Origin of the sequence: Paenarthrobacter sp. NPDC057355 (assembly GCF_042667405.1) — a bacterium.
Classification (GTDB): Bacteria; Actinomycetota; Actinomycetes; order Actinomycetales; family Micrococcaceae; genus Arthrobacter.
On the sequence record NZ_JBHVAL010000012.1, the window covers coordinates 112978 to 134401 of the forward strand.

Annotated in this window: 23 protein-coding genes; 11 read left to right on the top strand and 12 right to left on the bottom strand. The window is 62.7% G+C overall.

What is annotated here, in order from left to right:
• The first annotated feature begins 172 nt into the window (after positions 1 to 172).
• From rpsB to ACFUOZ_RS14235, 6 genes are all read left to right on the top strand, one after another.
• On the top strand, positions 173 to 1021 hold the full coding sequence (gene rpsB / locus ACFUOZ_RS14210) for a 30S ribosomal protein S2 (RefSeq protein WP_274262484.1): 849 nt from the start codon (positions 173 to 175) through the stop codon (positions 1019 to 1021).
• 121 nt (positions 1022 to 1142) lie between these two features.
• Positions 1143 to 1979 (top strand): translation elongation factor Ts, encoded by an 837-nt coding sequence (gene tsf / locus ACFUOZ_RS14215; protein ID WP_262277983.1) that lies wholly within the window; start codon positions 1143 to 1145, stop codon positions 1977 to 1979.
• A gap of 121 nt (positions 1980 to 2100) precedes the next feature.
• Positions 2101 to 2838, top strand: a complete 738-nt coding sequence (gene pyrH, locus ACFUOZ_RS14220; protein ID WP_018777485.1) for a UMP kinase — start codon at positions 2101 to 2103, stop codon at positions 2836 to 2838.
• A 101-nt stretch (positions 2839 to 2939) separates the two neighbouring features.
• Positions 2940 to 3497, top strand: coding sequence for a ribosome recycling factor (gene frr, locus ACFUOZ_RS14225; RefSeq protein WP_274262487.1), 558 nt, complete (start codon positions 2940 to 2942; stop codon positions 3495 to 3497).
• Positions 3497 to 4432: a phosphatidate cytidylyltransferase gene (locus tag ACFUOZ_RS14230; protein WP_377549222.1), complete on the top strand. Its 936-nt coding sequence runs from the start codon at positions 3497 to 3499 to the stop codon at positions 4430 to 4432. Before frr ends, ACFUOZ_RS14230 begins: the two co-directional genes overlap by 1 nt.
• 21 nt (positions 4433 to 4453) lie before the next feature.
• Positions 4454 to 5038 (top strand): DivIVA domain-containing protein, encoded by a 585-nt coding sequence (locus ACFUOZ_RS14235; RefSeq protein WP_377549224.1) that lies wholly within the window; start codon positions 4454 to 4456, stop codon positions 5036 to 5038.
• On the opposite strand, the gene ACFUOZ_RS14240 is transcribed toward ACFUOZ_RS14235, so the two are convergent.
• The 5 genes from ACFUOZ_RS14240 to ACFUOZ_RS14260 are packed head-to-tail and all read right to left on the bottom strand — an operon-like array spanning position 5035 to position 9532.
• Positions 5035 to 5736 (bottom strand): hypothetical protein, encoded by a 702-nt coding sequence (locus tag ACFUOZ_RS14240; protein WP_377549226.1) that lies wholly within the window; start codon positions 5734 to 5736, stop codon positions 5035 to 5037. The two genes, ACFUOZ_RS14235 and ACFUOZ_RS14240, sit on opposite strands and share 4 nt — an antisense overlap.
• Before the next feature lie 42 nt (positions 5737 to 5778).
• The gene (locus ACFUOZ_RS14245; protein ID WP_377549228.1) at positions 5779 to 7245 is read right to left on the bottom strand and encodes a cation acetate symporter; all 1467 of its coding nucleotides are present in this window, start codon (positions 7243 to 7245) and stop codon (positions 5779 to 5781) included.
• Positions 7242 to 7604 (bottom strand): hypothetical protein, encoded by a 363-nt coding sequence (locus ACFUOZ_RS14250; protein ID WP_377549231.1) that lies wholly within the window; start codon positions 7602 to 7604, stop codon positions 7242 to 7244. Before ACFUOZ_RS14250 ends, ACFUOZ_RS14245 begins: the two co-directional genes overlap by 4 nt.
• Positions 7601 to 8320 (bottom strand): LytR/AlgR family response regulator transcription factor, encoded by a 720-nt coding sequence (locus tag ACFUOZ_RS14255; RefSeq protein ID WP_377549233.1) that lies wholly within the window; start codon positions 8318 to 8320, stop codon positions 7601 to 7603. The genes ACFUOZ_RS14250 and ACFUOZ_RS14255 overlap by 4 nt, the downstream gene beginning before the upstream one ends.
• 21 nt (positions 8321 to 8341) lie before the next feature.
• Complete coding sequence (locus tag ACFUOZ_RS14260; protein ID WP_377549235.1) at positions 8342 to 9532, bottom strand: sensor histidine kinase; 1191 nt, start codon at positions 9530 to 9532, stop codon at positions 8342 to 8344.
• A 203-nt stretch (positions 9533 to 9735) separates the two neighbouring features.
• Here ACFUOZ_RS14260 and ACFUOZ_RS14265 point away from each other — a divergent pair, with 203 nt between their 5' ends.
• Entirely contained in the window at positions 9736 to 10116 is a 381-nt protein-coding gene (locus ACFUOZ_RS14265; RefSeq protein ID WP_377549256.1) for a DUF485 domain-containing protein, read from the top strand.
• Positions 10117 to 10124: 8 nt separating this feature from the next.
• Positions 10125 to 11732, top strand: coding sequence for a cation acetate symporter (locus tag ACFUOZ_RS14270; RefSeq protein WP_377549258.1), 1608 nt, complete (start codon positions 10125 to 10127; stop codon positions 11730 to 11732).
• 61 nt (positions 11733 to 11793) lie between these two features.
• Here the strand turns inward: ACFUOZ_RS14270 and ACFUOZ_RS14275 are convergent, their stop codons facing one another.
• The 5 genes from ACFUOZ_RS14275 to ACFUOZ_RS14295 all read right to left on the bottom strand — a co-directional run bounded on the left by ACFUOZ_RS14275 (position 11794) and on the right by ACFUOZ_RS14295 (position 15441).
• Positions 11794 to 12813 (bottom strand): PHP domain-containing protein, encoded by a 1020-nt coding sequence (locus tag ACFUOZ_RS14275; RefSeq protein ID WP_377549238.1) that lies wholly within the window; start codon positions 12811 to 12813, stop codon positions 11794 to 11796.
• Between the two features lie 78 nt (positions 12814 to 12891).
• Positions 12892 to 13497, bottom strand: a complete 606-nt coding sequence (locus ACFUOZ_RS14280) for a hypothetical protein (RefSeq protein ID WP_377549240.1) — start codon at positions 13495 to 13497, stop codon at positions 12892 to 12894.
• A gap of 61 nt (positions 13498 to 13558) precedes the next feature.
• Positions 13559 to 13966 (bottom strand): DUF4383 domain-containing protein, encoded by a 408-nt coding sequence (locus ACFUOZ_RS14285; RefSeq protein ID WP_262277995.1) that lies wholly within the window; start codon positions 13964 to 13966, stop codon positions 13559 to 13561.
• A gap of 126 nt (positions 13967 to 14092) precedes the next feature.
• Positions 14093 to 14824 (bottom strand): hypothetical protein, encoded by a 732-nt coding sequence (locus tag ACFUOZ_RS14290; RefSeq protein WP_377549243.1) that lies wholly within the window; start codon positions 14822 to 14824, stop codon positions 14093 to 14095.
• 146 nt (positions 14825 to 14970) lie between these two features.
• On the bottom strand, positions 14971 to 15441 hold the full coding sequence (locus ACFUOZ_RS14295) for an Lrp/AsnC family transcriptional regulator (protein WP_262278533.1): 471 nt from the start codon (positions 15439 to 15441) through the stop codon (positions 14971 to 14973).
• Between the two features lie 195 nt (positions 15442 to 15636).
• On the opposite strand from ACFUOZ_RS14295, the gene pdhA reads away from it, so the two are divergent.
• The 3 genes from pdhA to ACFUOZ_RS14310 are packed head-to-tail and all read left to right on the top strand — an operon-like array spanning position 15637 to position 19165.
• Positions 15637 to 16806, top strand: a complete 1170-nt coding sequence (gene pdhA / locus ACFUOZ_RS14300; RefSeq protein WP_377549245.1) for a pyruvate dehydrogenase (acetyl-transferring) E1 component subunit alpha — start codon at positions 15637 to 15639, stop codon at positions 16804 to 16806.
• Positions 16806 to 17816, top strand: coding sequence for an alpha-ketoacid dehydrogenase subunit beta (locus ACFUOZ_RS14305; RefSeq protein ID WP_377549248.1), 1011 nt, complete (start codon positions 16806 to 16808; stop codon positions 17814 to 17816). Before pdhA ends, ACFUOZ_RS14305 begins: the two co-directional genes overlap by 1 nt.
• A complete protein-coding gene (locus ACFUOZ_RS14310) occupies positions 17813 to 19165 on the top strand; it encodes a dihydrolipoamide acetyltransferase family protein (RefSeq protein WP_377549250.1) in 1353 nt (450 codons plus the stop codon). The genes ACFUOZ_RS14305 and ACFUOZ_RS14310 overlap by 4 nt, the downstream gene beginning before the upstream one ends.
• A 90-nt stretch (positions 19166 to 19255) precedes the next feature.
• Here the strand turns inward: ACFUOZ_RS14310 and ACFUOZ_RS14315 are convergent, their stop codons facing one another.
• Positions 19256 to 20128 (bottom strand): NAD-dependent epimerase/dehydratase family protein, encoded by an 873-nt coding sequence (locus tag ACFUOZ_RS14315; protein WP_377549252.1) that lies wholly within the window; start codon positions 20126 to 20128, stop codon positions 19256 to 19258.
• Positions 20129 to 20326: 198 nt separating this feature from the next.
• A partial coding sequence (locus ACFUOZ_RS14320) for a DUF222 domain-containing protein (protein ID WP_377549254.1) occupies positions 20327 to 21424 on the bottom strand: 1098 nt, incomplete at its 5' end.

The window sequence follows — 21424 nt, forward strand, 5'->3', positions numbered from 1 at the left end:
GATTGTGCCTCTTGCGGTCCGGCGGAGCTTTGGTTCCAAGCCGGATGAGAAGCGCAATGGATGCCAGGAGCCGCGCCCGTCCGGGCAAAGGCTAAACAACCGTCAACTATTGGCAGGGTAAGAGCAGCCCCATGGGCTCTCTCATGAATGACCTGCCGGAAGGAGCGTCGGCATGCCCGTCGTAACCATGCGCCAGCTGCTTGACAGCGGCGTCCACTTTGGACACCAGACCCGTCGTTGGAACCCGAAGATGAAGCGCTTCATCTTCACGGAGCGCAACGGCATCTACATCATTGACCTCCAGCAGTCGCTGTCCTACATCGACCGCGCCTACGAGTTCGTCAAGGCTACTGTCGCCCACGGCGGCACCGTCCTGTTCGTCGGCACCAAGAAGCAGGCTCAGGAAGCAATTGCCGAGCAGGCTACCCGCGTTGGCCAGCCGTACGTCAACCAGCGTTGGTTGGGCGGTATGCTCACCAACTTCCAGACCGTTGCCAAGCGTATCCAGCGCATGAAGGAACTCGAAGAGATCAACTTCGACGACGTCGCCGGTTCTGCTTACACCAAGAAGGAGCTCCTGCTCCTCAAGCGTGAACTCACCAAGCTCGAGTCCAACCTCGGCGGTATCCGCAACCTGACCAAGGCTCCCTCGGTCCTCTGGGTTGTTGACACCAAGAAGGAACACCTTGCTGTTGACGAAGCCAAGAAGCTCAACATCCCCGTTGTTGCCATCCTGGACACCAACTGCGACCCGGACGAAGTTGACTTCCCGATCCCGGGCAACGACGACGCCATCCGCTCCGTCAACCTGCTGACCCGCGTTGTTGCCGACGCCGTAGCTGAGGGCCTCATCGCCCGCAACCAGCGTGCAACCGGCACCACCGAAGCTCCGGAAGAGCCGCTGGCCGAGTGGGAGCGCGAGCTCCTCGAAGGCAGCAAGGCCGAGGAAGCGGCTGCTGAGGCTCCCGCGGCCGAAGCTCCCGCCGCTGACGCTGCAGCAGGCGAAGCCGAAGCCAAGTAAATCTTGACCTTCGCCGGCTCCGGAAACGGGGCCGGCGGCAACTGACAGGATGGCGGCTCACGCGGTGGGCTGCCGTCCTTCAGTTACGTATACACACAAATTTCTAGACAGAGGGGTTCACATGGCGAACTACACTGCTGCTGACATCAAGGCCCTGCGCGAGCGCACCGGCGCCGGCATGATGGACGTCAAGAAGGCTCTTGACGAGGCCAACGGTGACGCTGAGAAGGCCATCGAGATCATTCGCATCAAGGGCCTGAAGGGTGCTACCAAGCGCGAAGGCCGTTCCACCGCTGAAGGCCTGGTTGCTGCCAAGGTCAACGGCGGCGTTGGCGTAATGATCGAGGTCAACTGCGAGACCGACTTCGTGGCAAAGGCTGACAAGTTCATCCAGCTGGCCGACAAGGTCCTCAACGTTGCAGTCGAGTCCGGCGCTGCCGACCTCGAGACCCTGCTGGCCACCGAGGTCGACGGCAAGCCGTTGTCCGAGGTTGTTGTCGAAGAGGGCGCTGTCCTCGGCGAAAAGGTTGTTGTACGCCGTATCTCCCGCGTTGAGGGCACCACGGTTGACGCTTACCTGCACAAGACGTCCAAGGACCTCCCGGCCCAGGTTGGCGTTCTGTTCGCTGTCGACGGTGAAGGCGAAGCCGCTGAAACCGCCGCGCACGACATCGCTGTCCACGTTGCAGCCATGGCTCCGAACTACCTGACCCGCGAAGACGTTCCGGCCGAACTGGTCGAGTCCGAGCGTCGCATCGCCGAGGAGACGGCCAAGGCTGAAGGCAAGCCGGAAGCTGCCCTCTCCAAGATCGTCGAAGGCCGCGTGACGGGCTTCTACAAGGGTGAGGTTCTGGTTGACCAGGCATTCGCCAAGGATTCCAAGAAGACCGTTGCACAGGTCCTCGAAGAAGCCGGCGTCAAGGCAACCGCAGTAACCCGTTTCCGCGTCGGAAACTAGTAATTCATGAGAAGGGGTGGTCACTTCGGTGGCCGCCCCTTTTTCATGCACGCGTTCGGGTAGTACCAGCGCGGACCAACAGCACGATAATCTAGCCAGAGTCCACCAACGGGAAGGCACCATGGAAACCGTCAACACTGCAATCCAGCCCGAGAAGACCCGCCGACGTGTACTTCTGAAACTTTCCGGCGAGGTCATCGGCGGAGGCAAGCTCGGCGTCGATCCCGAAACCGTCCGGGCCATTGCCAAGCAGATCGCAGCCGGCGTGGCCGACGTGGAAGTAGCGATCGTTGTTGGCGGAGGCAACTTCTTCCGTGGCGCTGAACTCTCACAGAGTGGCATGGACCGCTCCCGCGCCGACTACATGGGCATGCTGGGGACCGTCATGAACTGCCTCGCGCTGCAGGACTTCCTGGAGCAGGCAGGCGTGGAAACCCGTGTCCAGAGCGCCATCACCATGGGACAGGTGGCCGAGGCCTACATTCCCCGCCGCGCCATCCGCCACATGGAAAAGGGCCGCGTGGTCATCTTCGGTGCCGGCGCGGGCCTGCCGTACTTTTCCACCGACACCGTGGCCGCGCAGCGGGCCCTGGAAGTACACGCCGACGTCGTGCTGATGGCGAAGAGTGGCGTTGACGGCGTCTACACCGCAGACCCCAAGAAGGACCCCACAGCTGAGAAGCTGGATGTCCTCAGCTACGACGACGCCCTGCGCCGCGACATCCGCGTGATGGACCAGACGGCCATGACCATGTGCAAGGACAACAACCTCTCCATGGTGGTGTTCGGCATGGAAGGCGAAGGCAACGTGACCCGCGCGATCCTGGGCGAAACGCTGGGAACCCTGGTAACTCCCTAGCAAGGGCTAGGATATTTCTAGGACCGTCCGCCCCTGGTGGCGGATCTTTACTGTGCATTGCCGCCTGCAGTTGGGCAGCAACTATTTCTGAGGAGAAACCCGTGATCGAAGAGACCTTGCTCGAAGCCGGCGAGAAGATGGACAAGGCAGTTGAAGTAGCCAAGGACGATTTCGCCACGATCCGTACCGGCCGGGCCAACCCTGGTCTCTATAACAAGGTCATCGTCGAGTACTACGGCACGCCCACTCCGCTTCAGCAGCTGGCTTCCTTTGGCGTGCCGGACGCCCGGACCATCCTGATCACGCCCTACGACAAGACGGCTCTGCGCGACATTGAAAAGGCACTGAGCGACTCCGAGGTCGGAGCCAACCCGTCCAACGACGGCAACGTCATCCGCGTCACCATTCCGGAGCTCACCAAAGAGCGCCGCAAGGAATACGTGAAGATCGTCAAGGGCAAGGGTGAGGACGCCAAGGTCTCCATCCGCAGCATCCGCCGTAAGGCAAAGGATGCGCTGGACAAGCTCGTCAAAGACGGCGACGCCGGCGAGGACGAGGGCGCGCGGGCTGAGAAGGAGCTCGACGCCCTGACAAAGCAGCATGTCGACAGCATCGACGAGCTGCTCAAGCGCAAGGAAGCCGAGCTGCTCGAGGTCTGATGAACCAGGCTGAGCCGGCGCCCGCTGACCGGGTCCCGACACGCGATAACCCCAAGCGCGCCCGGCGCGTCAGGGCGAACCCCACACCCAAGGCGGGCCGAAACCTGCCTGCGGCGATCGGCGTCGGCCTTGCCATGCTGGTGGCCGTGCTGGGAGGACTGCTGTTCCTCCCGCTGGGTTTCGTCCTGCTCACGACGGCCTTCGCCGTACTGGGAGTTTGGGAAGTTTTCCGCGCCCTCGAAGCCCAAGGCACCAGGATGCCGATCATTCCAGTGATGGTCGGCAGCCTGGTGATGCCGGTTTCGGCCTATTTCGGGGGTCTTGAAGGCCTGTTGTTCACGATGACAGCCAGCTCGGTGGCGGTGTTGCTATGGCGTTCCATCGAGAGCGCGGCAGGAGCGCCGCGCAGTGTCTTCGCCGGTGTCTTCACGCTGGCGTGGATTCCGTTCCTCATCAGCTTCGCTGCACTGCCGCTGCACGCCACCGGCGGAGCTACTCCCGTGGGCTTCTGGCCGCACGGAATCCCTGACGGTGCCTGGCAGATCGCCTCCATGCTGTTGTTGGTGGTCTCCAACGACACTTTCGGCTACATCGTGGGAGCTTCGTTCGGCAAGCATCCCATGGCTCCCAAAATCAGTCCCAAGAAGTCCTGGGAGGGTTTCGCTGGTTCGGTGGGCGGTGCCATGGTGATTGGCGTCCTTGCCTGCATCTTTTTGATGGACAGGCCATGGTGGGTCGGCCTGGTTCTTGCCGTTGGAATGGTTGCCGCGGCCACGGCGGGGGACCTTGCGGAGTCCATGGTCAAGAGAGAGCTTGGCGTTAAGGACATGAGCAGTATCCTGCCTGGCCACGGTGGCGTGATGGACCGTCTGGATTCCATCGTATTCGCGGCCCCGGTGGCCTATGTTTTGTTCGCGCTGTTGAGCGGCGTTTGACAACCGATGAAGGAAAGAAAAGTGGCCTTGGATATTCGACGCCAGATTCCCGCGACGTTCGACCGCGTGGAACGCAGCAAATACGGCTATAACGCCAAGCAGGTTGACGAGTTCCTTCAGCGTGCAAGGACGTCGTTCGAAAACCCCGTCGGGGCCACGGACCAGGTTGCCAGCGTGGATGTCCGTGAAGTGGCTTTTGATCCCGTCAAGGGTGGCTATGATGCTCACAGCGTCGACGCTGCCCTGGATCGCCTGGAAGATGCATTCGCACGCCGGGAGAGGGATGAATTGATCAGCCAACAGGGCGAAGAAGCCTGGTTGCGCCAGATCGGAAAACTCTCGGGAATCCTGCGCGGCAGGTTGCACAGGCCTGATGGCGACCGATTCCGCCGCCCCACCCGGAAGAAGACCCGTAGCTACAATATCCAGGACGTTGACGCCCTGTGCATCGAGTTGATCGGATACCTGGAGAATGATCAGCCGTTGAGCGTCGACACCGTTCGGCGCGCCGTATTCCGTGCGGCCAAAGGTGACGAGGGCTACGAAGAGGCGCAGGTGGATGCTTTCCTTGCCCGTGTCGTTGAGCTGATGGCGGCCATCGACTAATACAAGCCACGGCCGGGGAAAATGGGTTGGTTGTTCTTCCACACGTCGAGGTAGCGGCGCCTGCCCCGCGCCAACGAGGTGGTGAAGAACGCAAGGGCAGCAACCACCGCCACGCTGACGGCCGCCGGAACGGGAACTGCGAACGTTAACAGTGCCGACCCGACAAGCAGGGCTATCAAGGCGGCGTTGACTGTTCCCATGAAAACCATGCTGCTGCCGGCGACCTGACTGAAGTTCGTGCGGCCACCCAGAAAGTAGTAGGTTTTCTTCGCGCCTTCTTCGTCGTCGCTGTAACCGGCCATCAGGTAGGGAGCAACACCCGGGTCCAGGTCCACGTAGGCCGCCCTCAGCCGGTTCATGGCAATGACGTACATGAGGTCTTCCATGCCCACGCTCATGACACGGATGTGCGTCAGCAGGCCAACCACCACGTCGATGCTCAGAATGGTCAGGGCGAAGGCCCTGAAGGCATCTGAGAACTGGGTTGCGTTACCGACCAGTGCCACGCTCAGCAGGCTGGCCGAGGTAAACGTCAGGAACATGCTGATCCGTGTAAGGACTTCCCCTTGCGTGGTGCTTCGTGAGGCGAGCAGGCTCCAATGCTCAGTAGCCAGCAATTGCGCGCGAACGCTGGGCGACAACTCCGGCTGGCTGGCCGCGGGAGGCTCAGGGCCGGCAGATGGTGGATCCTCCGACATGCCGACATTGTCCTCCGGTGCTGCGGCGCGGACAACAGGCAGCTAGCGTTCGGTGGCGACAGGCCGTTCCGGTACATGCAGCCTCGACATCACACGATTCACTGAGGCCGGCACCCGGTTCCGCGTGACGAGGGAGGCAATCACCGTCACTGCGAACGCTGCCGGCACAGTCCAGGCGGCTGGCTGGGCAAGCCAGGGTGGCGCGTTCCCGCTGCCTGTCAAAGTACCGGCCACCATGGCGCCGCCACAGAGCACTGCGCCCGTGGCCATCCCGGCTATGGCGCCCACGTCGGTCAGGCCACGCCACCAGATACCCAGGAGCAGGACAGGGCAAATCGTCGAAGCAGTGAACGCGAAGACCAGGCCGACGCTGCCTGCCAGAGCCAGGGTGTCAGTCATGAAAGCAAAACCCAAAGGCACGACGGCGGCCATCACCGCTGCCACGCGGAACCCCCTGACGCTTCCCCCGAACAGGTCCTGGCTGATGACGCCGGACAGTGACACCACCAGTCCGGAAGTGGTGGACAGGAAAGCAGCGAAGGCCCCGGCAACGACGAGCGCTGACAGAAGGTCACCGGCGACCCCGCCGATCAACTTGCCTGGGAGCAGCAGGACCAAGGCGTCGGCTTGCCCGGATTGGGCGAGTTCGGGTGCGAACATCCGCCCCATGGCGCCGGAGAGGGTGGGGAAGAGGTAGAAGACGGAGAGCAGCCCAAGCACGATCAGCGTGGTTCGACGGGCAGACTGGCCATCAGGGTTGGTGTAGAACCTCACCAGAACGTGCGGCAGCCCCAGGGTCCCGAACAGGAGGGCGACCATGAGTGAAATGTGCTGGTACGCCCCCGCGGGGGCCTGGCCGGTGGGATTGACCGGCAGGGGAGCCTGAAGCGGGGTGTCGTTGCCGGCGAGGACCAGCATGATGAACACCACGGGGACCGCCAACGCGGTCAGTTTCAACCAGTATTGGAAGGCTTGGACAAACGTAATGGACCGCATGCCACCTGCCACCACCGTGAGGCACACGACCGCCACCACCGCCGTCGAACCTACCCACGACGGCAGGCCGGTGGTGATCCGGATGGTAAGGGCCGCCCCGTGCAATTGCGGAACGATGTACAGCCAGCCCACAGCCACCACCACCAGGCTGGTGACGCGGCGCACCACAGCGGAGTCCAGCCGGGCTTCCGTGAAATCGGGGATGGTGTAGGCGCCCGAGCGGCGCAAGGGCGCGGCTACGAAGAGCAGCAGCATCAGGTAGCCGGCCGTGTACCCCACCGGGAACCACAGGGCGTCTGTGCCGGAAAGCAGAATCAAACCAGCGACACCGAGGAAACTGGCAGCCGAGAGGTATTCACCTCCAATGGCAGATGCGTTCCACCATGGCGGGACAGTTCGTGAGGCGACATAGAAGTCGCTGGTGGTCCGTGATACCCGCAATCCATAAAACCCGATCACAGCGGTCGCAACTGAGACGGCGAGGAAAGCGAACAAGCCGACGGCCGGGTTCACTTGTCCTCCACCAGGTCGCGGTAGCGGGCTTCGTTGCGCGCGGCGGCACGGTTGTACAGCCAAGCGCTCAAACCGATGACGGGATAGATGCCGACCCCCAGGGTTAGCCAGTCAAGCGGGATGCCGAAGACGCGGGTCCCTGCCACCCCGGGCCCATAGACGAGGATCGTCGCAAATACAGCGAGGATGATGAGGAAGCCGCACGCGACCACCAGCGCCAGACGCAATTGGGAGCGGATGAGGGACTGAACAAAGATCCGGCCGGCATCCGAATCCTCGGCCGCCTCATGGGCGTACAGCGTCCGGCCGGAGGCAGGCGCGGCTTGCCTGCGAGGTGCAGTGACGCGGACGCGGGTCATGCCTGCGGCCGGATACGGGTGGACTGCAGTTTGTCCCGGACTGAAGGCAGGTGCCTCCTGCTGATGGGCAGTTCGGCACCCGAAACGGCAACACTGGGACCGGTGGTGGACAGCTTCAGATGCTGCACATGTTTCAGAGCTATCAGATAGGAACGGTGAATCCGTATGAAACCCGCATCCGCCCATTTTTGCTCGAGATCGGTGAGCGGAACCCGAATGAGATAACTCGCTTCAGCCGTGTGGAGCCGGGCGTAGTCGCCCTGCGCCTGGACATAGGTGACGTCGTCGCGGCGGATCATGCGGGTAGTGCTGCCCAGGTCGACAGTGATCATTTCCGGGGCGGGAGTACCGTCCTTGATGAGTTCACTGATCCGGTCCACCGAACGCGCCAGCCGCTCGGCCCGGAGCGGCTTGAGCAGGTAGTCGACGGCGGCGAGGTCGAAGGCCTCAAGGGCACAGTCCTCGTCCGCGGTAACAAAAACGACGGCGGGCGGGCTGCTGCTGCGGGAAATGGCGCGGGCAATGTCCAAACCCGACAAGGCAGGCATGTGGATGTCCAGGAAGACGGCGTCCACCGCCTCGGTTTCCAGCTTTCGGAGCGCTTCGGTCCCGGAGGACGCGCGGTGGATGGCGCCAATCCGGGCATCCCGTCCGAGGAGGAAGGCAAGTTCTTCCACCGCGGGTAGTTCGTCATCAGCGACGAGCACGTTGATCATGATTAAAGACTAACCGTCACCTCAGGCATCGTGTCCGGGCTGGGACTTGGGCACACGCAGGGTGATCAGCGTGCCCTCGCCGGGAGCGGTGTCGATCACCAGGCCGTGCTCATCACCGTAAACCTGTCGCAGGCGCGCATCAACGTTCCGGAGCCCCACGTGGTCGCCATCGGTGTGTCCGGCGAGGACCGACCGCAGGTGTTCCGGGTCCATGCCCACGCCGTCGTCCTCGATGGTGACCTCGGCGAAGGCTCCGGAATCATTGGCGCAAATGGTTATGTGCCCTGGTCCTTCCTTCGCCTCAAGGCCGTGCCTTACGGCGTTTTCCACCAAGGGCTGGAGGCTCAGGAACGGGATGACAGTGCTCAGGACTTCCGGCGCGATGCGCAGGCTGACCTGGACGCGCTCGCCGAAGCGTGCCCGCTCCAACAGCAGATAGCGGTCGATGCAGCGCAGTTCCTCCGCCACGGTGGTGAAATCGCCGTGGCGACGGAAGGAGTACCTGGTGAAGTCGGCGAACTCCACCACAAGTTCCCTGGCCCGGGCCGGGTCCGTGTTGATGAATGATGCGATGGCGTTGAGCGAGTTGTAGATGAAGTGCGGACTGATCTGGGCCCGGAGCGCCCGGACTTCGGCTTCCATCAGCTGGGTCCTCGAAGCTTCCAGCTCCGCAAGCTCCAATTGGGCCGCGATCCAGTCGGCTACCTCGCTGGTGGCCCGCACCAGGCCCGCGCCGGCTGCCGGTGCCAGGGCTGCCACCGATCCCACAACCCGTGACCCGGCCCTGATGGGTGCGATGACAGCGCTGAAAGCAGGCCCGGACTGGTTGCCCGGGTGCCCGACGTGCGGCACCACTGCGGTTCGCCCCGTGGCGAGGACTTCGGCTGCAAGCCCCATCAGCGACGACCGGAGTTCCTCGCCGCCTCCATCCCAGGCCAGCACTGCGTTGGTGTCTGTTATGGCCAAGGCATCGCAACCGAGCAGGACCCGGAGCTGCCTGCTGGCTTTGGCCGCCCCGGCCGGTTGGAGGCCACCGCGCAGGTGCTGTCCGGCCCGGGATGCTGCATGCAGCGTGTTGTAGGTTGCGCGTTCTGCGTCAGTGCCAAGGTCCCGGAAGGAGCGGATCACCTTGAGGCCAACGCCCACGACGACGGCGACGGCCAGCGCTATCACTGCGATGGCGGCTGCGGTGAAGAGCGGGGAGTCGGGCATAAGGCCAGAGTAGCCCGCGGCACCCCACATCCCAGCTTCCAGCAGTGCTTGTACCGTAGCGCCACCGTTTGGCGCAGTGGCACAGCCGCTGGGCGATGACCACGACCGAATCTATGGAAGGCAAGGCGGAGCGCATTCGATAGTGATTGCAGTCACATCAGCCGCGCGTGGGAGCTGACGTGCTCATCACAACAGGAGGAACCATGGGTAATGAGGCCCAACCCCAGGACGCTACGGCGTCCGTGGACTTCCAGGAAGTCCAACAGACGGATCGGTTCAGAACGCTGCGGAAGCGGCACCGGAGCTTTGTCTTCCCCATGGCAGTCATTTTTCTGCTGTGGTATTTCGCGTATGTGCTGCTGGCCGATTACGCGGTCCCCTTCATGTCCACCAAAGTCTGGGGCAACATCAATGTCGGCCTGATCCTGGGCCTGCTGCAGTTCGTAACGACCTTCGGCATCACAGCGTGGTACGTGAGCTACTCCAATAAGAAACTGGATCCCATCGCGGCCGAAATCCGCCATGAGATCGAGGGCCACGAATTCGACAAGGACAGCGACGTGATTCGCGGAGGAGCAAAGTGAACGCCACGATGGTCCCGGCAGTCGAAGTCGCTGCCCTGAAGGACACCACGCTCCTGAACATGGGCATCTTCGCCCTGTTCGTCGCGGTCACCATGGTGATCGTTTTCCGGGCCAGCCGGAACAACAAGACTGCCGCCGACTACTACGCAGCCGGCCGCTCCTTCACCGGCTCCCAGAACGGCACTGCCATCGCCGGTGACTACCTCTCCGCGGCATCCTTCCTCGGTATCACCGGTGCCATCGCGATCAACGGCTACGACGGATTCCTCTACTCCATCGGATTCCTGGTTGCCTGGCTGGTGGCGCTGCTGCTGGTGGCCGAGCTGCTCCGCAACACCGGCAAGTTCACCATGGCCGATGTCCTGTCGTTCCGCTTGCGTCAACGCCCTGTGCGGATCGCCGCGGCACTGTCCACACTGGCAGTCTGCTTCTTCTACCTGCTCGCCCAGATGGCCGGCGCGGGAAGCCTTATTTCGCTGCTGCTGGGAATCAGCGACTGGGGCGGACAAGCCCTGGTGATTATCGTCGTCGGCGCTTTGATGATCATGTACGTGCTCATCGGCGGCATGAAGGGCACCACCTGGGTCCAGATCATCAAAGCCATCCTTCTGATTGCGGGTGCCGCGGTCATGACCGCAATGGTGCTGGCGATCTATGGCTTCAACCTGTCCAGCCTGCTGGGCTCCGCCGCGGAGGCCGCCAACAACCCGAACGTCCTGAACCCCGGCCTGCAGTACGGCAAGACGGAAACGTCCAAGCTGGACTTCATGTCGCTCGGCCTCGCCCTGGTCCTTGGAACGGCGGCCCTGCCCCACGTCCTCATGCGCTTCTACACGGTTCCAACCGCGAAGGAAGCCCGGAAATCCGTTGTATGGGCCATCTGGCTGATCGGTCTTTTCTACCTGTTCACGTTGGTGCTGGGCTACGGTGCCGCAGCTTTGGTGGGTGCGGAAACGATCAAATCCGCTCCCGGCGGGGTCAACTCGGCCGCACCGCTGCTGGCGTTCCACCTCGGCGGTCCGCTGCTCCTTGGTTTCATCTCGGCCGTGGCCTTCGCAACCATCCTCGCGGTGGTGGCGGGTCTGACCATTACGGCGGCAGCCTCGTTTGCCCACGACATCTACGCAAACGTCATCGCCAAGGGCAAAGCGGATGCGACCACCGAAGTGAAGGTGGCACGTCGCACGGTGGTGGTGATCGGTGTCCTCGCCATCCTGGGTGGCATCTTCGCCAACGGGCAGAACGTGGCCTTCCTGGTGGCGCTCGCCTTCGCTGTTGCAGCGTCGGCAAACCTGCCCACCATCCTGTACTCGCTGTTCTGGAAGAGATTCACCACGCAGGGTGCGGTCTGGAGCATGTACGGTGGCCTGGCCGCGGCCATCCTGTTGATCACGTTCTCGCCCGTGGTGTCAGGCGCCAAGACGTCCATGATTCCCGGTGCCAACTTCGCGTTCTTCCCGCTGAGCAACCCGGGAATCGTCTCCATCCCGCTGGCGTTCTTCCTTGGCTGGCTCGGGACCGTCCTGGATAAGCGGCGCGAAGATCCGACCAAGCAGGCTGAAATGGAGGTGCGCTCGCTGACCGGCATTGGTGCTGAGAAGGCAGTAGACCACTAAACAGCACAAACAAGGCTCCCCTGGAAACCGTTCGTTTCCGGGGGAGCACTTGTGTCCGGGGTCATTTCTTCAGGCTTAGCCACTCCTGCAGCTGCGCCGAGGGCCACGTGGTGACGATGCGTTCGGTGGGCACTCCAAGGGCCTCGGCACGTTGGGCGCCGTACTGGAGGAAATCCAGTTGTCCGGGTGCGTGGGCATCACTGTCAATGCTGAACAGGCATCCAGCGTCCAGTGCAAGCTTGATGAGGTCATCGGGTGGGTCCTGCCGTTCCGGACGCGAGTTGATTTCGACGGCGACACCCCACTCGGCGCACTCCTTGAACACTTTAGGGGCATCAAACTCCGATTGGGGACGGGTTCCGCGCGAACCTTGGACGAGCCGCCCGGTGCAGTGTCCCAGGACGTTGGTGTGGGGATCGCTGATGCCGCCGAGCATCCGGGCAGTCATGGTTTTCCTGTCGGCCCGCAGCTTGGAATGCACACTGGCCACCACTACGTCGAGCTTGCCCAGCATGTCGGGGGTTTGGTCCAAGGAACCGTCCTCCAGGATGTCCACCTCGATGCCTTTTAGCAAACGGAAATCTTCATGGGAAGAATTGATCCCGTCCACTATGTCGAGCTGTTGCTCAAGCCTTTCGACGCTGAGGCCATTTGCGATCGTGAGGTTGGGGGAGTGGTCGGTCAGGGCAAGGTACTCCCGACCGAGGGTGCGGGCTGCTGCCACCATTGCTTCAATCGGGGAGCCGCCGTCGGACCAGTTGCTGTGGCTGTGCAGGTCTCCGCGCAGCGCGGCTTTGATGGTCTCTCCCCCCGGGGCCAGCGCCTCGGCGCCCTTCTCCCGGAGATCGGCCAGGTAGTCGGGGACCCGGTCCTCCAGGGCCTGGGTGATGACCTCAGCGCTGCGGCTGCCAACGCCCTTGAGCGTGGTGATCCTTCCGCTTGCAACCAACCGTGCCAGCTCATCGGCTGGTAGCTTCCGTACGGCGTCGGCCGCTTTCCGGAAGGCCTGGACCTTGAAAGTGGGGGCCAGGCTGCGTTCCAGCCAGAAGGAAATTTCGTCGAGCGCCTCAATGGGATCCATGGCTCCATGATCCACGAACCTGGCGCACCATCAACAGTGGGCAATTCATCGATGGTGCGCCGGTCCGATGACCACCGCCTAGTGGTGGTGGCCCGGGTCCAGGGCGGGATTGGAGCCCTGGCCGCTTTCTCCGCCGGGGGCCTGGCCGTGTTCCCCGTGCGGTACGGCGTGCTGGCCCGCCATCGATGCGGCGAGGCCGGGTGTGGCGACTGAAGCAACAACGACGGCGGCTCCGAACGCGGCTGCCAGAAGCCGCCCGGTCCTTGGCTGGCCGTGGGTGCCGCCGTCGTTGGTCTTTTGCTGCCGCCTGAGCCAGCCCGCTCCGGCGAGTGCCATGAGGGTCAGGCCAAGGGCGGCAAAGTGGCTCACTTCAAGTGAGCGCCGGGTTGCCACGTCTGTGGCAGCGACTGCTACATGCGCGGCCGCCGCCACAGCGAGCACCGGAAGCGCGTAACGCGCCATAACGAGCGAGTTGCGGTGCAGCCCCCACAGCGACCAAGCCAGGAAGGCCAGGCCTGCTGCAAGGGTTGCAATGCCGGCAACCACCGTGCCGATGGCAGAGGATCCAGCACCGGCGAGGTAGCCGGCAGCAAGGGACAGTTCAACCATCCCTGCTGCCATCGCAGCGAAGTAGACGTACAGCACAACTGCTGCCCTCAGGGTGGGGTGTTTCACTCGATCCATGGCGGTTACCGTCCTTGTGCTCGTTGGCTCTGGCGTTACGGGCTGCGTTACAGGCCGTTGCTCAGGCGCGGGCGGAGGCTACGGCTGCCTTGTCCTGCGACAACGCGACACCCAGGAGGACGACGGCACTGGCGAGGTGGAGGACGTTGTCGGCGCCGTTGAGGGCGATGATGTTCAGCGAGCTTCCGACGAGGAAGAGGCCGAGGATGCCGACCAGCAGGTACACGCCGCCGACTGCGGTGTTGATGGACTTGGACAGCGTGACGCCGTTCAGGCCGGCGTAGAGGAGCGCTGCGCCAATGGCCAAGTGGATGATGTTGTGAAGCGGGTTCACAGCGAAAATGATCAAGTTGGCGCCCTCGGTGGCGAAGAAGCCGATTCCCGAGGTGACGAAGAAGCCGAGCACACCTACCAGGAGGTAGACAGCTCCGAAGATGGTGGCGATCAAGCGATTGGGCGAAGTACGCATTGGTCCGAGCCTTCCAGTGATGGCCGGGATGTCCGGCCGACCTGCTGAGTCCCGGGTGGGACTCTCATGCAGTGATTCGGACCATATGTTCGTGTGGATGGGTGTGTCTGAGGAATTTTTTCCGGGCTAAGGACGCAGCCGGATGCTGCTCATCTTAAGCTCGTTCGTGCCCTCGAAGACGTACTGGAGATCGATGGTCTTCCCGTCGCATTGCAACTTGCCCGCGAGATCGGCTTTGTTGCTGCCGTTCTCGGAGTTAACGCTGACGGAGTTGTAGTTCGGCTTGCAGGAACTGTCCAACTCCAGACTCGCGATGCCGTCAACGAATGACTGCTTGTCCAATTCGTCCTTGAGCGGCTGGCTGAGGTAGTTGTCGTAGGCCTGTTCTGATTGTCCTGTGACTACGAGGTTGGTGAATTCATCGGCGAGCGAGCGTGCCTTCGACGTCGCGTTACCCACCACATTGACCAGTATCACGACGCCAATGACCGCCAGCACGATGACCCCTGCCACGATGCCCAGCACGATCCACAGGACTTTTCGGTTGTTTCGGGGAGGCTGCTGTCCGTACGGGCCTGGTTGGTACTGGCCGGATTGGTAGTGTCCCGGCGGGTATTGGCCTGTCTGGCTTTGGCCTTGCGGGTAGGGGTTTTGCTGGTACGCGCCCGGTGCCGGGTACTGAGGGTTTCCACCCTCTGGAGAAGCGGACGACGGCGGCTGTTGCCACTGCGGCGGGGCGCTGTTCTGCGGTGGGTAACCGGGGCCGGTCGGAACCGGACGCGGGTAGTGGCCGGGTTGGTTTTGATCTGGTTGCTTTTGACCGCTCTGGTCGTGACCCGGTTCTTGCGGATTGCTCACGGTAGTGCCCCTTTCGGCAGCCTTCGGCAGCGCCACCACCTGGCCGGGATCCTCTGGGCGGCCCCCGGTGCGTCCTCTTGAATCAAAGCGCATCCCCTCATCCCGGGGCAAGAGGCCTAGGGGACCAGCCCGGGGGGACCACGTATTCACGCCTCGGAGCGGCGCCCCAGAAGCGGCTGTACGCGGTAGGGAATCATTTCCCGCATGGCCAGCGCGGTGTCCGTCCTGTCCACTCCGTCGCACCCGAGGATCTTTCCGTTTATGCGGTAAAGATCTTCGGCATCCAGTGCCACAACGCGCAGCAACAGGTCTGCCGAACCAGTAAGCCCGAAGCCTTCAAGAATCTCCGGGATGTCGGCAAGATCCTGGGCCAGTGAGGCGAGCTTTTGCTGTTGTACGTGGACTGTGATGAACGCGGTCAGCGGGTAGCCCAGGGCGACAGGGTTGATTCTCCGCTCGAATGACAGGAATGCGTGCTTCTTCTCAAGCTGGGCCATGCGGGCCTGCACGGTGTTTCGGGACAATCCCAGCTTCTGGGCCAGAGCCACCACGGTGCCCCGTGGATCCTTCGCCATTGCTGAGAGGAGCCGGGTGTCAGTGCCATCCAAGGGTTGCATAATGCGCAAGATTAGCACGCTGCTGATGCAGGAAATAGTGCACAATGCTCAATTTTCCCGGAGGTAGTTGTACCCGATGCCTTGCGTGAGTAGGGTCACATTTAACTCCGGCGAAGGTGCCGGAGGGCCGGCGTGCGGCAGGACCACAAGTCCCGCGAGCGCCGACGAAAACGAGCCGGAAGGTTGCGATCACCTGTGTTGACGGATCAGGCGGGCAAGGGAGTGCATGATGACGCTCCGGGCCCTGGACTAAGTGCACAAATTTCCCTGCGGACTGGTGGCGATCTGCTCCAGTTGGTGTCCCCGGACGGGGAGCGCATCAGCCATCCCGAGTTCGATGTCTGGGTCAAAGATGTCGGCGACGAACAACTGTGCTCCCTGTATGAGGACATGACCGTCATCCGCCGTATCGATGCAGAAGCCACGGCGCTCCAGCGTCAGGGCGAGCTGGCACTCTGGCCTCCACTTCTGGGCCAGGAAGCAGCCCAGATCGGTTCAAGCCGGTCCTTGCGCGACGACAACTTTGTCTTCCCTAGCTACCGCGAAAGTGGCGTTGCCTATGTGCGCGGCGCCCATCTTTCCGAGATCGCGCGTGTGTGGCGCGGAAATGCTTCGTATGGCTGGGACCCGCAGCGCATCAACCTGGCGACGCCGCAGATCATCATCGGATCCCAAAGCCTGCACGCTACCGGCTACGCCATGGGCGTGCAGTTGGACGGCGCCAACACGGCGGTCCTTGCCTACTTTGGCGACGGAGCCACCAGTGAGGGCGATGTGAACGAGGCCATGGTGTTCGCAGCCAGTTACCAGGCGCCGGTGGTGTTTTTCTGCCAGAACAATCATTGGGCCATCTCTGAACCTGTCCGTATCCAGTCGCACGTGCAGTTGGCCGACCGGCCCACCGGATTCGGTATCCCCAGCATGCGCGTGGACGGCAACGACGTCCTGGCCGTCATGGCAGCCACCCGTGTGGCTCTGGACCGTGCCCGGAAGGGCGGCGGACCAACCTTTATCGAGGCCGTCACCTACCGCATGGGTCCGCACACCACTGCGGACGACCCCACCCGTTACCGTGACCCCATCGAGCTGGAGGACTGGGCGGCCAAGGATCCCATTCTCAGGCTCCGGAAGCTCCTCGAGGCGAAGGGCCTGCTCACGGACGACGTGGAGGCACGCGTCAAAGCCAAGGCTGACGACGTTGCCGGGGAACTCCGCTCCAGCTGCATCGGCATGCCCGACCCGCAGCCCTTGGACGTCTTCAACCACGTCTACAGCACACCGAATTCCTGGATCGAACGCCAAAAGGACCACTACTCCCGCTACCTGAACAGTTTCAACCAGCCAGTCGAGGAAGGTGCACGCTGATGTCCAAGCTCACGTTTGCCCGGGCCATCAACGCCGGCCTCCGGAAATCGCTCGAGAATGATCCCAAAGTGGTCCTCATGGGGGAAGACATTGGCTCCCTTGGAGGTGTCTTCCGTGTGACGGACGGCTTGCAGAAGGATTTCGGAAAGCACCGCGTCATCGATTCCCCACTGGCCGAGTCGGGCATCATCGGCACCGCAGTAGGTTTGGCGTACCGCGGATACCGGCCGGTGTGCGAGATCCAATTCGATGGGTTTATCTACCCGGCGTTCGACCAGATCGTCAGCCAGGTTGCCAAGATGCACTACCGCACCCAGGGCCGCGTCAAAATGCCTATTACCATCCGCGTTCCCTTCGGCGGCGGGATCGGCTCTCCGGAGCACCACTCCGAATCGCCCGAAGCGTACTTCACCCACACCTCGGGGCTGCGGGTGGTTGCAGTGTCCAATCCCCAGGACGCCTACACGATGATCCAGCAGGCCATCGCTTCGGACGACCCCGTCCTGTATTTCGAGCCCAAGCGGCGCTACCACGACAAGGGCGATGTGGACGAGTCGACAGACCTGTCCCAAGCATTGCCGCTGGATAAGGCCGCAGTGGTGAACGCCGGCAACGACGTCACCTTGGTTGCATACGGGCCGCTGGTCAAAACTGCCAAGGATGCTGCCATGGCCGCCGCCGACGAAGGCATTTCGGTGGAAGTGATTGACCTCAGGTCGCTGGCTCCCGTTGATTATCCTGTGGTCGAAGCCTCGGTACGAAAGACAGGGCGGCTGGTTATCACCCATGAAGCCGGTCAATCCGGCGGCCTCGGAGCTGAAATTGCCGCAAGCATCACCGAACGCTGCTTCAACTACCTCGAGTCCGCGCCCGTCCGTATCACCGGCTTTGACGTTCCGTATCCCTACTCAAAGCTCGAAATGCATCACCTGCCGGATCTGGACAGGATTCTTGACGGTGTGGACCGCGCCCTCGGCCGCCCCAACTCCCTGAGTGGACTGGAAGGATGACCGCCACCATGATCAAGGAATTCAGGCTCCCGGACCTCGGTGAGGGACTGACCGAATCGGAAATCCTGAGTTGGAAGGTGGCAGTGGGTGACACTGTCACGTTGAACCAAGTCATTGCCGAGGTCGAAACCGCCAAAGCCGTGGTGGAGTTGCCTTCGCCGTTCGCCGGCACTGTGGCCGCGCTTCATGAGCAGCCCGGGACCGTGGTGGAGGTTGGGAAGCCGATTGTCTCCTTCGAGGTTGACGACGCCGGAACCTCCAACGGGAATGGCGCGCCTGTTGCTGGGGCTGGCTCCGATGGAGGCGAATTCTCCGAGACCGATGAAGCGGCAGCGAGTCCCGCGAAACGCGAGCCGAACCTGGTTGGCTACGGCGCCGTCGTCGAACATTCCGGCCGCCCGGCTCGACGGGCGCGCAGTCAGCAGAGGCCTGAACCCGCTGGGGCCCCGGAAGCGCTTGCCACGCGGCCGAAGGAGCCGGCTGCCGAGCGGCCGCGCTCAACGCCTCCGGTACGCAAGCTGGCCCGCGACCTCGGGATCGACCTGGAGTTCGTTTCCGGAACCGGACCCGGCGGCTTGATTACCCGCGAAGATGTTCAGGCCTTCACGGGAACAACGGAAGCACCTTCGGCTCCCGTTTCCAGGCCGGGGCGTGAAACGCGTACGCCCATCAAGGGCGTCCGCAAGTTCACTGCTGCGGCCATGGTGGCAAGTGCCTTCACTGCCCCGCACGTGACCGAGTTCCTGACCGTCGATGTGACAGCAACCATGGAGTTGTTGGCGAGGTTGAAAGGCAACAAGGCGTTCGAGGGCTACAAGCTGACGCCTTTAACCATCGCCGCGAAGGCGGTCCTGGTAGCGCTGCGGAACAATCCGACGCTGAACTCCAGTTGGGATGAGGCAAGCCAGGAAATAGTTCAGTTCAACTATGTGAACCTGGGCATTGCAGCGGCGACCCCGCGTGGCCTGACGGTGCCGAATATCAAGGACGCCGACCAGCTGACGCTTCGTGAGATTTCCACCGCCCTGACGGAACTAACGGAAACCGCTCGAGCCGGGAAGACCTCGCCCGCGGATCTCTCCGGCGGGACCATATCAATTACCAACATCGGAGTCTTCGGGATCGATGCGGGCACCCCCATCCTGAATCCCGGAGAGGCGGCGATTCTGGCTTTGGGCGCCGTCAGGAAGGCACCGTGGGTTGTCGATGATCAACTGGCGGTTCGGCAGGTGATGTCGCTCAGCTTGTCGTTCGACCACCGGCTGGTGGACGGCGAACAGGGCTCACGATTCCTCGCTGACCTTGGCGCCATCCTGGCGGATCCCGCCATGGTCATGACCATGATCTAGTGCACAGGCTGCGTCGGCCCATCCCTTTACGAGTGCTTGCAGGAAACTGCAGTCAAGGGGTGGGCCGACGTGCGTCAATGGCAGTGTCGGTCAATCCTCGGTCGGCGTGGTCCTGTTCGAGTGGACGCTTCGCCAGCTGTGCTCAGGCTCGTAACCGAGCACCCTGCGCGCCTTGTCGATGGAGAGCATGGTCTCATGTTCGCCCAGTTCCTTGACGACCTCGACGCCGGGAAAGACTTCCGCTGCCAGCTCTGCGCTGCTGCGGCTCATCACGGTATCAGCGGCCGCGATGATGAACGTTTCGAACCCAGGTTCCACGTGCTCGAGAGCGCGCACGACAGCGAGGGCGCCGTCACGGGCATCGATGTAGCCCCAGAGGTTCCACTTGCGCAGGGTGGCGTCGGCGTCGAAGGACGGAAAGGCCTCATAGTCCTCCGGATCCATGACGTTGGAAAAGCGAAGCGCCGTGATACTCAGTTCCGGGTCCCAGCGCGTGAGCTGGATGGCCATCTGCTCCTCAAGGTGTTTGACCAGGGAGTATGTGCTCTCCGGTCGTGCCGCGTACTCTTCGTCCACGGGGATATAGGGAGGATCGACGTCGAAAGGCAGGCCCAGGACGGTCTCACTGGATGCGTAGACGATTTTCTTGATTCCGGCCCGACGTGCAGCCTGGAACACGTTGTAGGTGGAGACCATGTTGTTTTCGAAGATCGCGGCGTCGGGAGCCAGCCCTGGTGCGGGGATGGCGGCCAAGTGCACGACGGCGTCCAGGCCATCGTGTCGGTCGTCCAAGCCGAGGATGACGTCCACAACCTGTCCGTAGTTTCGAAGGTCGACGTTGACATAACCGGGGCCTCGTGTGCCCACCCGGTCAATATTTAATACCTGATGGCCGTCCTGGGTGAGCCGCCGGACCACGCTCCGGCCCAGTTTTCCGCTTCCGCCGGTGACGGCAACTTTCATTGTGTGCTCCTTATGGTCGATTCAGGGGCATGGAGGGACGCCTTGCCTCCAGCCTAGGTGTGACCTGGGCCGCAGCCCACCCTTATGACGGGCCCTGGGAATCCTAGGTATGCCGATACCAGCCACGCGTTGGAGGTCGGGGCAGGGTTGTCCTTCTCGGTTGTCCGAACAAGCGTCGGTGCCTGTTCTTGCTTTTGTTTATGTTCGTAGTGGTGTGTGGTGGTGGTTGCGGCGGGGTGTTTGGTGGGGGTCGATGTGGGGTGGGGGGATGAACCAGGGTGTGCCGGTGTCGTTGTTGATGCGCCATTGTTCTTTGTGGATGAGGTGGTGGTGGTGGGAGCAGAGGAGGGTGCCGTTTTCTGTTCCTGTGGTGCCGCCGTGTGACCAGTAGGTGATGTGGTGGGTTTCGCACCAGGGTGCGGGCATGGTGCAGTCGGGGAAGGCGCAGCCTTGGTCGCGGGCGGTGATGGCTTTGCGGATGTGGGGTGGGAAGAGGCGGGTGCTGCGGCCGATGTCGAGGATTTGGGAGTCGGTGCCGAGCAGGACGGGGATGATGTCGGCGTCGCAGGCGATTTTGCGGATGGTGTTCGGGTGCAGGGGGCCGGTGAACGTCGCTGTCCCGGTGCTGATGCTGGGGGAATGTGCGGTGTGGTTGTAGCGCTCGATGGTGTTGAGGAGTTCGCGGTGGTCGATGGTGACGGTGAGTTGGGGTCGGAGTCCGCCGTTGGAGGGTAGCTTTCCGGTGGTCATGGCCAGGGCGCAGGCTCCGACGAGTCCGTCGAGGAGTTTCTGGGCCCGGGAGCGGCGGTCCAGTACCGGCCCGGGGTTGGCCTCGGGGACGGCCACTGTGGCACTAGTACCCCGGCGTGTTGGGCTGGTGGCGGAGTGCGGGGCTGACGCTGTGCTGCTGTGCGTGTCCTCGACGGCGCCGGTGCTGGTGCCGGGCTCGGTTGTCCCGGGTTCTGTGGTGCTGCTGCCGGTGGTGAGTCGGGGGTTGGTGGCGGTGTTCATGGCGGTGGTGAGGGTTTCGTATTGTTCGGCGGTGACGAAGATTTCGAGGTGGTGGAGTCCGTAGCGGCGTCGGCGTCGCAGGAACGCGCCTTGGGTGTGGCGGAGGGCTTCTTCGGATGGTTCGGGGCCGTCTTGGTCGATACGGTCGGTCCAGCGTCGGGTCATGGTGGTGACGAAGTCGGGGTCGGACTGGGTGGCTGTGGTGGCCAGGGCGTGTTCCATCCGGGTGATGGTGTCCTGGTCGGTGAGGTGTTGGATCTTCTCCAGGGCGGTGGCGATGATCGT